We start from the raw sequence: 13,724 nt of genomic DNA, 5'->3' as shown, positions 1-13,724 counted from the left end.
CACCAGCTTGAATTACAGGGTGTACCATATGAGATATAGAAGTGCTCTTACAAAAACATCTATCGCAATAGTAATCATCTTGATCGCTATCGCTATTGCAGCAGGCACCATAACACTATATCCATGGTTTCTAGCTCCTCAACAAGAAACAACTATCACAACAACCATTACCACAACAACTACGACTACCACCACTACAACTACTACAACCACAACAGTCCCGCCTACAGTTATTACAGTCACGGACTTCAGGGGCAAGACTGTAACATTAGAGAAACCTGCTGAAAGAATAGTTGTTTTGTCATCATATTGGGCCGAGATCCTCTTGGCATTAGGTGCTGGAGACAAGATAGTTGGTATAGGTAGTTATGTACCCTATGATCACTATTTACCTGCTAGTATAAGGAACAAGACTGTTGTTGGAAGCGTGTTCAAGGGAGTGAATATAGAGGAGGTTGCTGCACTGGATCCTGATGTAGTTATCATGGATTGTGGGTACAGTAAAGCCGATGAGATTGCTGAGCAAATAGAGAATCTCGGCATACCCGTAGTAGGCTTGTTCATAAGATCAATCAACGACGAAGTAAAGGCACTAGAAATACTGGGCAAGATAGTGGGTGCTGAAGATAAGGCCGAGGAGCTAAAGGAGTTCATAATCACACGTTACCAGACACTACTAGAGAAAGCATCTACCATACCTGATGAACAGAGGCTACGAGTAGTCATGATATCCGGGACAAGTATACTCAAGGAAGGACAGTTGAGTGTCTACGCAAACACTTCTTGGGGTAGAGCAGTAGAGGATGTTGGCGCAATTAATATAGCTCTCAAAGAGTTCCCCAATGAGGAATGGCCTAAGATAGACTTCGAGACGCTCGCGTCATGGGATCCTGATGTAATCGTGATTATATCATCTGTCTCCAAGATACAAACCGTGCTAGATAAAATAGCAAATGACCCTAAATGGGAGACTCTCAAAGCGTACAAGAACAACAAGATCTTTGTTATACCATGCTGGAGCTCTATAGGCGGAGTACTTGACTGGGGGCCTAGGGATATTATTGGCCGCGAGTATCTTGCCAAGATACTCTACCCCGATGTATATAGTGATGTAGACTGGAGGGCTGACATGGAGTACTTGCTCAGGAACTTCTACGGAGTCTTTATACCAAAACAAGCATTTGCAGCATACAATATTGTGTGGAAAGAAGTAATAGACATGACTAACACCACAGTAAAGATACCTAGGAAAGTTGAGAGAGTAGTAGACTTCATAACCTACGAGACACTCATAGCTTTTGGCGTCATGGATAAACTCGTTGGTGTATCGAAATACGCTTACACAAACGTCTTAGTCAAAACAGCTTATCCCAACATAACAGAGATACCTAGCCCTGGCAGTAGTTTCTCAGTAAACATTGAGAACCTTACAGCACTTGACCCCGATTTAGTCATAATATGGCCTTATAAACCCGATGTAATAGAGCAGATAGAGACCATGGGTATTCCTGTAGTAAAGATCCAGCTGTACAGCTACGAGGATATAAAGAGGCTGTTATGGCTTATAGGAACTATATTCGATAAGAGGGATCGTGCTGAAGAGCTAGTCAATGACATGGATCACATAGTTAGCCTGGTACAAGAACGTGTCAAGGACATACCGGACGACGAGAAACTACGTGTTCTATACTTGTGGAGTAAACCAACAAAAGTACAGGGAGGTAAGGGGACAGTAAACGACTTCATAGTGCTTGCAGGAGGAGTCAATGTCGCGGCAAAGGATCTACCGGATAAAACATATGTTCTAGTCGACTTCGAGACCATAGTCTCCTGGAACCCCGACATAATAATTATATGGTATCACGCTAGATACAATGAATCAACAATCCTAAATGACCCCGCGTGGGCGGCGATAAAAGCTGTTGAAGAAGGTAGGGTGTATAAAGAGCCATACTATGAGCACTGGAACATGGATGCATCATTGTTTATACTATGGCTTGCGCAGAAGATGTACCCGGAGAAGTTCAGCGACATAGACTTCATGGAGATAGCGAACGAATACTACATGAAGTGGTATGGTGTATCTTATAGCGATGTAGTTGGTGAGTAATGTTATGGAGAGAAAAACTGTGGCAAAGATATTGATTGTTTTTTCACTACCATTGTCCATAATCTTCTCTTCGTTTCTCGGACGGTATCCTACAAGCCCTATTGATGTCCTGGAGGCAATATTGTCTGCATTGGCTCCAGGGCTTGTCCATAGTCCTCCCGAGACAGTGGAGAGAATAGTATTGCTGTACAGGCTTCCACGCGTACTAGCAGCCGCATTAGTAGGGATAGCTCTTGCTACATCTGGTGCCTCATTACAAGCTATGCTCCGGAACCCTCTTGTAAGCACTCATATACTCGGGATAACAGCTGGTGCAGCATTCGGAGCGGCTCTTGCAATAGCTCTGCTACCATGGTACATACCTATAGAACTGGTAGCTCTTGTTTTCGCCTTACTGGCATTCATAATAGTGTTCGCTATAGCATGGGGCTGGGGGCGGGGGTCTATAGTTTCTCTTGTTTTGTCAGGTGTTATAGTTAATGCATTGTTTTCAGCAGCATTATCGTTGGTGAAGTTCCTTACACCAGATCCACATAGACTTGCATCCATAACTTTCTGGCTCATGGGGGATATTGGGCAGGCTGCCAAGTGGAGTGATGTAGAGAGAATGGCTATCGTGATCATACCATGTACTATAGTGCTTGTGCTAATGAGGTGGCGGCTCAACATATTATCGCTTGGCGACGAGGAAGCACGTGCACTAGGCGTAAACCCTGTCCTCGAGAGAGGGTTCTGTGCGGTACTATGTGCGTTAATGGCTGCTACAGCCGTATCCTACGCTGGGATCATAGGATGGGTTGGCTTACTAGTGCCACACATCATCAGGCTAGCTATTGGCTCCGACAACCGTGACGTCATATTCTACACGGTATTCCTTGGGGGAACATACATGGTTTTGGCAGATGATCTAGCCAGATGCCTTACGACTGAAGTAATCCCTATAGGAATACTCACTACACTGATGGGCGCCCCATTGTTCATATACTTACTTAGGAGGGCTGGAAGAGTATGGAGATAAGCAATATAATACTTCGTGTCGAGAACCTAAACTACTCTTATGACGGTGTCCATAAGGTTCTTGAAGACGTTTCATTCACTATTCTTAGAGGCGAGGTAACAACTATACTAGGCCCTAATGGAGCTGGTAAGACCACTATACTCAAATGTATTCTTAGAGTACTCAAACCCCGTGGAGCAATCTATATTAACGGCAAGGAAGTAAACAAGATTACTAGTAGAGAACTCGCCAAGATAATAGGTTATGTTCCCCAGAGACACCATAGCGTCTTCGCATACAAGGTAATAGACTTCGTGTTGATGGGTAGGGCTCCACATCACTCAATGTTCTCGCTCCCATCAAGGAGAGAGTATGAGAGAGCACTAGAGATCCTAGAGGAACTAGGCATAAGAGACCTGGCTGATAGGACTATTGCCGAAGTTAGTGGAGGACAGCTCCAACTAGTATTGATAGCTAGAGCACTAGTCCAGGAAGCAAAGATCCTATTACTCGATGAGCCTACAGCCCATCTCGATATAGCGAATGAACTTAAAGTATTGAGCATCATTAAGAGTCTTGTAAAGAATAGAAAAGTTGAAGCTGCCATAATGACTCTCCACGACCCATTAATGGCTTCTCTTTTCAGCGACAAAATAGTACTCCTTAATAAGGGCAAGGTAGTAGCCTATGGTTCTCCTTCAACAGTATTAACTCCAAGAAACCTCAACATGGTATATGGTGTAGAGTTCGAGACTATAGCAAAGGATGAACGCACAATAGTTCTACCAAAGATCCCTGCCATTAATTTATGAAGAACAATCTAGTGTAAGTATTGTTTATATAATTTATTACGTGTCTTCTATAAACACGCTATTATCTCTTAATTAAATCTAGTACTTCATGGTGAAGAATATTGCCGAGACACCAATCTTTGCTGGGAATTCTTGTACTGTTAATACTAGTGTACTTTATTACGTCACTACTACTGGATGCTATAACGTATTCTATTACTCCAGACAAGAAGCTTGTCATAGTTAATTTGCCCAAGGAATGTATAGACATTAGGATACTCTATAGAAATGGCGAGGCGAAAAACTACCGTAATATATGTGATGATAGAGTGTTGGAGTTGCCGATAGACTGTGTAGAAAAAATCGTGTATAGTTATGGTTTGTTCTCCAAGAAAATCACGATTACTGTAGACATAAAGCATGACTCCACCGTCTATGTTGTAGTGTTTCCACCGAAGCTCTTCAATGAGTATAATGCTACATATCATCTGGAAGCGTATAGTGTGTTTAGTGGAGAATGGAGTAGTGCCCACAATCACTTGGATATAATGGTTGGAACTGAAGGAGCTTATGTAGAAGAGTCTATGGCTGGAAGAGTATTCAACATATTCTACATGGAGCCATGGATTGTAGAAACTGTAGAGGATATACTCGATAAGCTAAACATAACAGATGAACACACTAGAATAGAGATCGCTGCAACGGCTCTATGGGCAGCACAGCTTGTTAGAGAAGTCAAGGAACAAAGCCCCAATATAATCGTTAATATGCGTGGACTCGACTTGGTTATCGGAAGAGACCATGGTTTCCTAGTTAAGCCTTTAACTCTGGTTGGCTTGTATTTAGTCCACTTTACGGATCGCACTACATTGTATAAGTCGATACTGCATGGGATCAAGAGTGTTGAAGACTATGTTGAAATTTTTCCCGAGTGGAGAAAAGTTGATGATGATAGCTGGGTTGAAATGTGTAAAAGACTAGAGCAATACACGTTGCCTCCAAAGATACCGAGCTATGCACATGTGCTACTACTCGGTGCCACCATACTATACTTTAGGAGCTTCCTGATAGCAATACTTCTAACGATAGCTGTCCTAACTACACTGTTACGTATCATTATACGTAAAACCAAGATAAAAATACGCCCGTTAAGTAATCAAAAAGTAAGAATATTCTAAAACCCTAGAACTATACTGTATACTTGAGAAAAATTGTTTAAATATACAGGTGAAAAATCAAATGAACAAGCTTGACGTAGTTGATGAGTTTAAACTCTACGTTCTAGCTGATGATTATGCTGGTTACAATAGTATCTTCTGGGCTCAACATGGTGTTTCCTACCTTATCGAGGTCAAATATAATGGCAAAAAGAAGTGGTTGCTCTTTGATACAGGTTCTTATGCTGAACCCATACTATACAACATGAAATTACTCGATCTAGATCCGCGGCGTATTGACATAATTATCTTATCACACAGTCATTTCGACCACACAGGAGGACTAATGGGCATAATCAAGGAGGTAAACAAGGAGATACCAATTATTGCTCACCCAGAGATCTTTAAGAAAAGCTTTGCCATGGAACCAGAGTTCATATACGCTGGTATTCCCCCTCTCCGTGGAGGAACAAAGGAAAGCATTGAAAGACAAGGCGGTATACTAATCTTAACAAGAGATCCTGTCAGACTGGCTCCCGGAGTAATTGTGCTAGGAGAGATAAGCCCTGACGAGAGATACGACTTTGAGAAACAATCAACCAACCTCTACAAGATTGATGGCGAGAGAATAGTACCTGATACAGTCAATGATGAAATAAGCCTGGCTATTAATACAAGGAAGGGACTTGTTGTAATAACTGGTTGTTCGCACCCCGGCGTCGCAAGTATTGTAAACAAGGCAGTTACCTTAACCAACATCGAGAATGTATATGCTGTCATCGGGGGCTTTCATTTAATCAATGCTTCAAAACAAAGAATTATGCAAACCATAGGGAAACTCAAAGAACTAGATATCAAAAAGATCTACACAGGACACTGCACAGGCCTTAGAGCTGAAGCATTATTCCTCGAGGAATACGGGAACAACTTTGAGAAACTACATACAGGCAAAATAATAACCATATAGATTTTTCTCAATATATTCAAACAGAGAGGGTCTAAAGATCCTGGAGTAGTGATGGCTTATCAATTATTTCATTCTTTACTCAGCCGCAAGAAGCATCGGTCTTGCCACCAATACGCCCTTCAACGCCATGATCTTATTTATCAACTCCTTGATCCTGCTCGTTGGGCCACGTACTATTATAACTAGCATACATTTCTCTTTATCCAAGTGTACATGTACAGTACTATTAATTATATCCAGGTACTCGTGTTGTACATCAGTTAGCTTCTCATCAACATCCCCTACATCATGATTATATATCACTCCAATAATCCCGGCTACATTACCTTTTAGTCTCCACTTATGCTCAACTATAAAAGACCGCAACGCCTCCTGGATGAGGCGAGATTTACTCTTAAGACCCAAGGCTTTCATACAGAGCTCCACATCTTTCTCGAGGTCCTCAGGGATATACACACCAAATCTCTTAGGCACAAATCAGCACCTCCACCACAAGAATAGTAACATACTAGAAGACAAATATGTTGCACCACTCCTGTTTTACACATTGTGTTCGCCACAAGAATTTATTGGTGTAATAGCTTCAGCGTATACAAGTACATAGCCAAAGCAATAATGAAGAGTATCATGTAAACAACCATCTTAGGTGTTATATAGTTGAAAAGGTAAACAAGGTTTTAATTATTGGTTGAAATGTATTAGAGAACTAGTTTCCTATGATTTTCTTGTATGGTGTTGGGAGTGAAGTTGATTGCTCGTATTGACTGGTTAGCCAGGTCTCTTTTGTCTCGTGGTTATGTTACTGCTCTTTATGTTGTTGTGGTTGGCATGGTTGTTGCCGGGTTTATTCGTCCTCTTATCGTTTTCAGTGTTCTCGAGGAACAAGGGTTGTTTTATGTTGCTTTGCTGACTACTGGTTTTATGGTTAGCCGTGGGTTTGCTAGTTTGTGTACTGGTTTTTTGATCAAGGAGCGTGGGTATAGGCTTTCTGGAGCGCTGGCATTGTTTCTATGGTGTTTATCAATAATGCTCTATACTATTGTTCCCTGGCAGTTCTACCCTATTGTAAGGGTTTTGGAGGGGTTTTCTGCCGGGCTACTCTGGCCTCTCATGCAGAGTCTTGTAATGGCTTCTGTGCCCATGGAGTATAGGTCTCGTGCTATGAGTCTTTACTTCATAGCTGGCTCTATAGCGTATAATGCTGGCATATGGGCTGGCGGTTTTATCGAGGAGTACCTGGGTCAGACGGTATTGTTCGTGTTCTCAATAACACTTTTGCTTGCCGCAGTGATCCCGTACACGTTGATAGCGCCAACCCATGTGTCGAGGAGAGAGAAGTCTATCAAGAAGATAAGAATGTCGTATATGAGGGTTTTCCGCGAACTCTCAAGCGTGATCCCATTGGTAGTCATAGTTGGCGGGATGACGGGTCTTTCACTAGACTACATAATGGCTTATGCAAAGAACGTCAGCGGTTACACAAGTATCCTTGCCAGAATACTGTGGAGCTATACGGGGTATGCAGCACTTGTTGTGAGCTATATCGTGTCCTATATCATGGACAAGCATCCATCCAGGTCAATACCCCTGGCTATAGGCTACATAGTGATAGCATCACTAGCAATACTCTCACTGAAGCTACTGCCAGAAATACTCTATATGCTTACAATACTGCCTCGTGTAAGCAACACTGTCTTCAAGCCAATAATAAGAGGTTACGCCGCAAAAACTACAAGTGACCCAGAGCTCGCGACAACAGCGATAAACTTTCTATCAAACATTAGTGCAGCATTCATACCACTCATTATTACATCGATAGATACAATACTATACATACCAGTACTATTGAGCCCGGGGATACTTGTCTACACAATATTTGCCACACTAATACTCTCGCTCAGCATGTTTAGCGAGAGAAAAACACTAAGCTAGTATGAGGAGAAAATGTTTTATCACATGCTAACCATAGATCTAGACCTGGAGGTTATGGCTAGTTGGACTGGCTATTTATCACGTTAATAGGAACCATATGTTTTATTGCTGGTGTTATTGTAGACCGGGTTCTAACAAAGAATACCAAGGGATTACATGTAGGGATAAGCCTTGGCGGTCTACTATTCTTTCTCCTCGGCATAGTTGTCGGGTACCTGCTGTCACCATACATGGGTGGATTCGTGGGAGCCCTAGGAGGCTTATTGGCGTTCTTTGTAATACTGTTACTCATAATAGTTATTGGTATACTACTGCTTATACTGAGAATGATATTCAAAGCAGGCAAGATACTAAAGAGATTTGGGTTATAGTATTCTTCAACATACAATAGTGGCATGATGTAGCTGAATACACCTAAACCAATACTATTGTCTATGACAAAGTGTGCTGTGTAGTTGTTGTGCTAATTTCCTCATAGTCTTCTCGACTAGTTCCTCTGTTTGCTTCAATTGCTTACCGAGAATTTTCGCTATATCAGAGATCGTTTTTCCCTGTATAAGCCGGGCTGTAATAAGGAGGAGTTCTTGGTCATTAACGTCTTCTATATTAATACCTTTTATATAATTATAGAGGATGTCTACTATTGACTCATGATAGAGATTTCCTTCAAGGTATTTTTCTAGTCTTTTACAAGTTACTTCAATACCTATTTCTCTAGCAAGACCTTTCTCCATAAGGTAGCGCATTATTGTGCTTGTCTTCTCTGCCGAGAGATCCCTGAAGAGGATGTGTCCTGCATAATGTATTGTACTGAACATTATTTTGCCTAATACTTCCTCTATATTCTTCCACTTACCGTCAAGAGGCTTTAGTACAATAATGTTCTTCTCTCCCGTGATCCTATTGTATCTTGGGCTAATGTATATTGGTGTATAGTTGTTTTTCAGCCAAAACCTTATGATGTTGAATCCAGAGAATATTGCTGCAATAGCGCTAATGTTTTTCTCAGATGCTTCATTCTCGATGTAGTTGAGTAGCCTCGAGCCTATGCCCTTGCGTTGTAGTGGTGGAGTAACTGCTATACGTACGATCCTCCAGATCCTCGTGCCGGTAACCCGTTCATATATACCATACCTGTCAAGTTTGTCGACAATCCTGTACCCTAGGTCAGCTAGTTTCGATGGCTCCGTGCCAGGTAGTGCTTCTTCAACTCTCAACTGTGCTACGGCAACAACGTTACCCATAGAGTCAATTACTACCCTTAGATCGAAATAGTCTGTATCGAGTAGAAGAACAAGATCGTCAGGCTCGTTCCTATAGTGTGCTGTCACAAGTAGTCCATAGACTTTTCTCAAGAGATCATAGTTTGACGCTAGTTCTTGTTGCCTTATAGTCTTGTAGTTTAGTGGTTCAGCTACTTCTCTTATTTCAGGAGGTTCTGCATCAAGATGGAATACCTTGTAGAGAAATTCTTCAAGAGGATCCTGTGGAGGATACCTTACTGGATACACTAGTTTCATAACAATTGATCTGCGGAAGTATTCGTTCAGAAGTTTCAACAAAACCCTGCCACTACCCTCGTATCCATGGATGGTAGATGATGCAACAAGCTTCCCTACCCTCCTATACCATCGTCTAACACGTGCAACACCAACCCCAGCTGCTTCATCGACAAACAATGGTTTACCGCTGTCTTCCCGTACAAGCCATGGCTCAACATATTTTATTGATGAAGACCCTGTGGACACTCCCTGTATAAGATCCTTCTTCTTATACACGAGAGGTTTCACCGATAGCTTCTCTAAGCCCTTGACCAGCATCCTGAAGAAACTCTGTACCGAGACAAGGCTATGGCTCGTCACGATGTACCTGCCGGGTTTCCTCACCATAGTATAGGCAGCTAGAAGCCCCATTATACTACTCTTACCCCTACCACGATCGCCGTGGATAAGAAATAGCTTCTCGCTACCATAGAGAAACCTAGGGTAAATCCTTATGACCCTAGCTTGCTCCTCGTTAACAGCGAGTTCCTCGAGTCTCCTGACAAACCTATCCTTGCTAACAGGCCTTGGCTTCGCAGGGTAAACAGGTTTGTCTTCAACTATGCTCCTATAAATCACTCTTCCATTATCTATAACGAGCACGTTTCTAGAAGATCTCGCACAATCAATAAAGTATCTCCCAAACCTTGTTGAAGCCAGTTCTCGTGGTACTTGCACCAAGAAGAAACCATGAGACGAAACAAGCTCTGTGACAGCAGCCAACAAATTACCAGGCCAACCACGAACACCCTCAAGAAACAAAGCAACACTCTCGTATTCCCCGCCAATAAGCCGGTGTGCCTCCCGGAACCCCACAACGTTCCCGCATTGCTCGATACTCTTTTCTTGCCTACTAATACAAAGACCTATGCGTAGATCCTCTTCCTTAAGCATCATAGCGAGATCGTTAATAGAACCAATGGATACAACAAGGGCTCTCCAGCCATGCCGGCATGCCTTAGCAATAAAATCAGTGATAACCAAAGAGACACCTCCAAAAACCATAGAACTACTTCCCGTTATCCATAATAAAAGCTCTTTGATAACAATGCTTTGTAATGATGAGTTAAAAAAGAAGCCTGTTCTTGTCTTAGTACTCTATTTTTATTTCAGTTGGCTCGTAGTCCTCTAGTTTCCCATCGAGCAACTGCCTATACGCCATTAGATCTAATAGACCGTGGCCACTTAAGTTGAATAATATCGTCTTCCTTTCATTCCTGTACTTCCTAGCAATGTCAATAACAGCTTTTATTGCATGAGCTGACTCTGGTGCTGGTATTATTCCCTCTAATTGGGCGAATAACTTTGCTGCCTCCAGTACTTCTGTTTGGTGATAGGCTACCGCCTTAATGTACCCTAGTTTGTATAGTAGACTTATTGTTGGAGCCATACCATGATATCTTAGGCCTCCAGCATGTATTGGTGGTACTCTATATTTGTGTCCTAGCGTGAACATCTTGAGTAACGGCGTTAAACCGGCTGTATCACCATAATCGTACTTGTAGACGCCTCGTGTAAGACTTGGAGCTGCCCTAGGTTCTACTGCTATGAATTCAGTGTCTGTCTTCCCCGACAGTCTGTCATCTAGGAACGGGTAGGCTAGGCCAGCAAAATTACTTCCGCCGCCGACACACCCGATGATAATGTCGGGGTATTCACCGTATAGTAGCTCCATCTGCTTCTTGGCTTCAAGACCTATTATTGTCTGGTGCATTAGAACATGGTTCAAGACGCTGCCTAGGCAGTAACGTGCTTTCTCGTCGTTAAGGACGTCCCATATTGCTTCACTAATGGCTATACCGAGGCTACCGGGGTGATCTGGTTCTTCCTCGAGAATCTTCCTACCGATCTCGGTTACCGTGCTTGGACTCGGATATACTTCGGCTCCATAGATCTCCATAACTGTCCTGCGATACGGTTTCTGCATATAGCTGACACGAACCATGTAGACCCTTACTTTCAAGCCAAAGAACCTGCCCGCAAAAGCCAGTGCACTACCCCATTGTCCTGCACCAGTCTCTGTCACGAGTCTCTCGATGCCATCGATCATATTGTAGTATGCTTGGGCGAGAGCAGTATTCACCTTATGGCTTCCCGTGGGTGTTGCTCCCTCGTACTTGAAGTAGATCCTTGTCTTCGTATCAAGGTATTCTTCTAGTCTCCGTGCCCTGAGTAAAGGCGTGGGCCTACCGATCTCGAGATATGCTTCACGAACATCGCTAGGGATATCAATGTATACTTGATCTGAGAACTCTTGCCTAACAAGCTCTCTAGCGAATACGCGCTGTAGTTCACTAGGCTTGACTGCGCTGCCATCGGGTTTTATGTAGGGTGGTAGCTTCTCTGGTAGTCTAGGAAGGATATTATACCATTTAGAAGGGAGTATTTCCTCACGGAGTCTAGATGGAATTAAAGCCATTGGCGCTGCATAAAACCACCTCACCCACTTTACACCCACCAAATAATATATAAATCTTTCGAACAGGACTATGTCATATCGGGTTTAAACTACCTTATATACCGGCTAGGACACTGTATTCAAAACAATACCAGTGTGTAAACACACTCTGGGTGCTATGAATTGATCAAGCAGTTGATTGTTGAGAAAAAGATTGATTCACCTGGCTATACAGCTATTGATTTAACCCCCATTGTAGTAGAGGTCGTTGGGTCTTATGGTCTAGTGGATGGAATAATATTGGCCCATGCACCCGAGTCAAGAACAATTGTGACTATGATCGAGTATGAACCAGAGCTACTAAAGGATCTCGAGGATTTCATAGAGAAGCTAGAAAGCCCAGCTGTAGCCGAGGCGTTGCTGGGTAAATCAGTAGCTATACCAGTAGAGAATGGAGAGCTTAGTCAGGGCGTCTTCAAACACATCGTGTTCATCGACTTAAGTAGGGTTAAAGGAGAAAAGAGGGTGGTGTTCGTTCTTGAAGGCAGTTTTAGAGAAGATAGAAATTAGGACACATGGTCCAATGAGCTACTTTCCTCTGAGAGACAAAATAGAAGAAGCCATAGAGAAACATGGTCTCAGCAATGGTGTAGTATGGATTCACGCTAAAGGAGCTACGCCAGCGATAATAATAGCGAGAGATAATGATTTAGACTTGATCGATAAATGGCTTAGAGAAAACATACCAGTCTACGGCTGGAGACATGGTAACGCTTATGCACACCTCAGATCAACAGTCCTATCAACAGTAAAACCCATTGTGTTTAAAAACCGCAAGCTAATGATCCCGAAGGAATACAATGTATTCTTCCTAGAAACAAGGCCTGTATACAATCATAAGAGAACAATACACCTATGGATTACAGGAGACTAGGTATTTTGGAGAGAATCCTGTTTAAGTTTGGAGTTACTTATAATAGTGTATAACCAGTAGTTATACAAGGTGATACCTGTGGTTAAACTAAGGGTTAAAGTTGGTCCCAAGGGCCAAATAGTTATCCCAAAAGTTTTCAGGGAAGCCTATAGAATAAAAGAAGGAGGTTATGCAATAATTGAGCCCACGGAAAATGGCTTAATAATACGTGGTGTTGAGGACCCCAGTCAAGTAATCAAGTGGATAAGAGAGAGGAGAAGAAAACTACAGGGTAAAGAAGCGAGACTTGGCGACCTAGCTAAAATAGATCTTGAAGAGGAGTTTGATTCATGAAGATATTTGTTGATGCAAGCCTACTCATATACTTAAACGTCAAATTACCAGAAAACGAAGCAAGACTAGTGGAACAGTTCTGGCTTGACCTTCTATTAAACCATGACATATATACCAATATCCTTGTTCTCGATGAGACAATATATATCTCCAAGAAAAAGTACGATGTACCAGTAACCGAGACAATAGAGTTTATTGACAGAGCCGTAGTGCCCTATATAGAAATACTACCCATAGGTCTCGACGAATACCTGAAAGCTAGAGAATACATGACCAAATACGGGCTAAAACCATCTGATGCAATACACTTAGCTACAATAGAAGTAAATGGATTACAGGCAATAGCCAGCGAAGACAAAGACTTTGATAAAACCCATGTGAAAAGACTATGGATATATTAACCCGTCAACTCAAGGTAATCCTTTTCCATTTATAAAACCTTGAAGATAACATATGGAAAATCTATAGGAAAAACTAATGTTATTGACTTGTTTTACTATTTATCCAATGCTTTGTTCATGAATAAGTTCTCCATTTAAACATTGCTTAAAGAACAAAAACGCA

14 protein-coding genes are annotated in these 13,724 nt (G+C 42.2%); 11 read left to right on the top strand and 3 right to left on the bottom strand.

Annotation, left to right across the window (positions count from 1 at the left end):
* Nucleotides 1-28 precede the first annotated feature (28 nt).
* The 5 genes from J4526_06655 (at nucleotide 29) to J4526_06635 (ending at nucleotide 6,022) form a co-directional block, all read left to right on the top strand.
* Entirely contained in the window at nucleotides 29-2,110 is a 2,082-nt protein-coding gene (locus tag J4526_06655; GenBank protein WFO74752.1) for an ABC transporter substrate-binding protein, read from the top strand.
* A gap of 4 nt (nucleotides 2,111-2,114) precedes the next feature.
* Complete coding sequence (locus J4526_06650; protein WFO74751.1) at nucleotides 2,115-3,128, top strand: iron ABC transporter permease; 1,014 nt, start codon at nucleotides 2,115-2,117, stop codon at nucleotides 3,126-3,128.
* Entirely contained in the window at nucleotides 3,119-3,919 is an 801-nt protein-coding gene (locus J4526_06645; protein ID WFO74750.1) for an ABC transporter ATP-binding protein, read from the top strand. The genes J4526_06650 and J4526_06645 overlap by 10 nt, the downstream gene beginning before the upstream one ends.
* A 101-nt stretch (nucleotides 3,920-4,020) precedes the next feature.
* Complete coding sequence (locus J4526_06640) at nucleotides 4,021-5,076, top strand: hypothetical protein (GenBank protein ID WFO74749.1); 1,056 nt, start codon at nucleotides 4,021-4,023, stop codon at nucleotides 5,074-5,076.
* A gap of 61 nt (nucleotides 5,077-5,137) precedes the next feature.
* Entirely contained in the window at nucleotides 5,138-6,022 is an 885-nt protein-coding gene (locus J4526_06635; GenBank protein ID WFO74748.1) for an MBL fold metallo-hydrolase, read from the top strand.
* Nucleotides 6,023-6,097: 75 nt separating this feature from the next.
* On the opposite strand, the gene J4526_06630 is transcribed toward J4526_06635, so the two are convergent.
* Nucleotides 6,098-6,496 carry a CopG family transcriptional regulator gene (locus J4526_06630; GenBank protein ID WFO74747.1) on the bottom strand — a complete coding sequence of 133 codons (399 nt, stop codon included), beginning with the start codon at nucleotides 6,494-6,496 and terminating at the stop codon, nucleotides 6,098-6,100.
* A gap of 267 nt (nucleotides 6,497-6,763) precedes the next feature.
* Between J4526_06630 and J4526_06625 the strand changes: the two genes are divergently transcribed.
* Together J4526_06625 and J4526_06620 are read left to right on the top strand one after the other, a co-directional pair.
* Nucleotides 6,764-7,954 carry an MFS transporter gene (locus J4526_06625; protein ID WFO74746.1) on the top strand — a complete coding sequence of 397 codons (1,191 nt, stop codon included), beginning with the start codon at nucleotides 6,764-6,766 and terminating at the stop codon, nucleotides 7,952-7,954.
* A gap of 62 nt (nucleotides 7,955-8,016) precedes the next feature.
* Nucleotides 8,017-8,325: a hypothetical protein gene (locus J4526_06620; GenBank protein WFO74745.1), complete on the top strand. Its 309-nt coding sequence runs from the start codon at nucleotides 8,017-8,019 to the stop codon at nucleotides 8,323-8,325.
* A 54-nt stretch (nucleotides 8,326-8,379) separates the two neighbouring features.
* Here J4526_06620 and J4526_06615 read toward each other — a convergent pair whose 3' ends face one another.
* On the bottom strand, nucleotides 8,380-10,479 hold the full coding sequence (locus J4526_06615; GenBank protein ID WFO74744.1) for a tRNA(Met) cytidine acetyltransferase: 2,100 nt from the start codon (nucleotides 10,477-10,479) through the stop codon (nucleotides 8,380-8,382).
* Nucleotides 10,480-10,585: 106 nt separating this feature from the next.
* Nucleotides 10,586-11,914, bottom strand: a complete 1,329-nt coding sequence (locus tag J4526_06610) for a TrpB-like pyridoxal phosphate-dependent enzyme (GenBank protein WFO76365.1) — start codon at nucleotides 11,912-11,914, stop codon at nucleotides 10,586-10,588.
* 162 nt (nucleotides 11,915-12,076) lie between these two features.
* Here J4526_06610 and J4526_06605 point away from each other — a divergent pair, with 162 nt between their 5' ends.
* The 4 genes from J4526_06605 (at nucleotide 12,077) to J4526_06590 (ending at nucleotide 13,561) form a co-directional block, all read left to right on the top strand.
* Nucleotides 12,077-12,463, top strand: a complete 387-nt coding sequence (locus J4526_06605) for a YjbQ family protein (GenBank protein ID WFO74743.1) — start codon at nucleotides 12,077-12,079, stop codon at nucleotides 12,461-12,463.
* A 13-nt stretch (nucleotides 12,464-12,476) separates the two neighbouring features.
* Entirely contained in the window at nucleotides 12,477-12,827 is a 351-nt protein-coding gene (locus J4526_06600) for a YjbQ family protein (GenBank protein ID WFO76364.1), read from the top strand.
* A gap of 78 nt (nucleotides 12,828-12,905) precedes the next feature.
* Complete coding sequence (locus tag J4526_06595; protein WFO74742.1) at nucleotides 12,906-13,160, top strand: AbrB/MazE/SpoVT family DNA-binding domain-containing protein; 255 nt, start codon at nucleotides 12,906-12,908, stop codon at nucleotides 13,158-13,160.
* Nucleotides 13,157-13,561: a type II toxin-antitoxin system VapC family toxin gene (locus J4526_06590; GenBank protein WFO74741.1), complete on the top strand. Its 405-nt coding sequence runs from the start codon at nucleotides 13,157-13,159 to the stop codon at nucleotides 13,559-13,561. The genes J4526_06595 and J4526_06590 overlap by 4 nt, the downstream gene beginning before the upstream one ends.
* Nucleotides 13,562-13,724: the final 163 nt, after the last annotated feature.

Source organism: Desulfurococcaceae archaeon MEX13E-LK6-19, assembly GCA_029637525.1.
GTDB lineage: Archaea > Thermoproteota > Thermoprotei_A > Sulfolobales > Desulfurococcaceae > MEX13ELK6-19.
The sequence above is the reverse complement of the archived record's forward strand: the minus strand, read 5'-3'. Positions and strand labels throughout refer to the sequence as shown.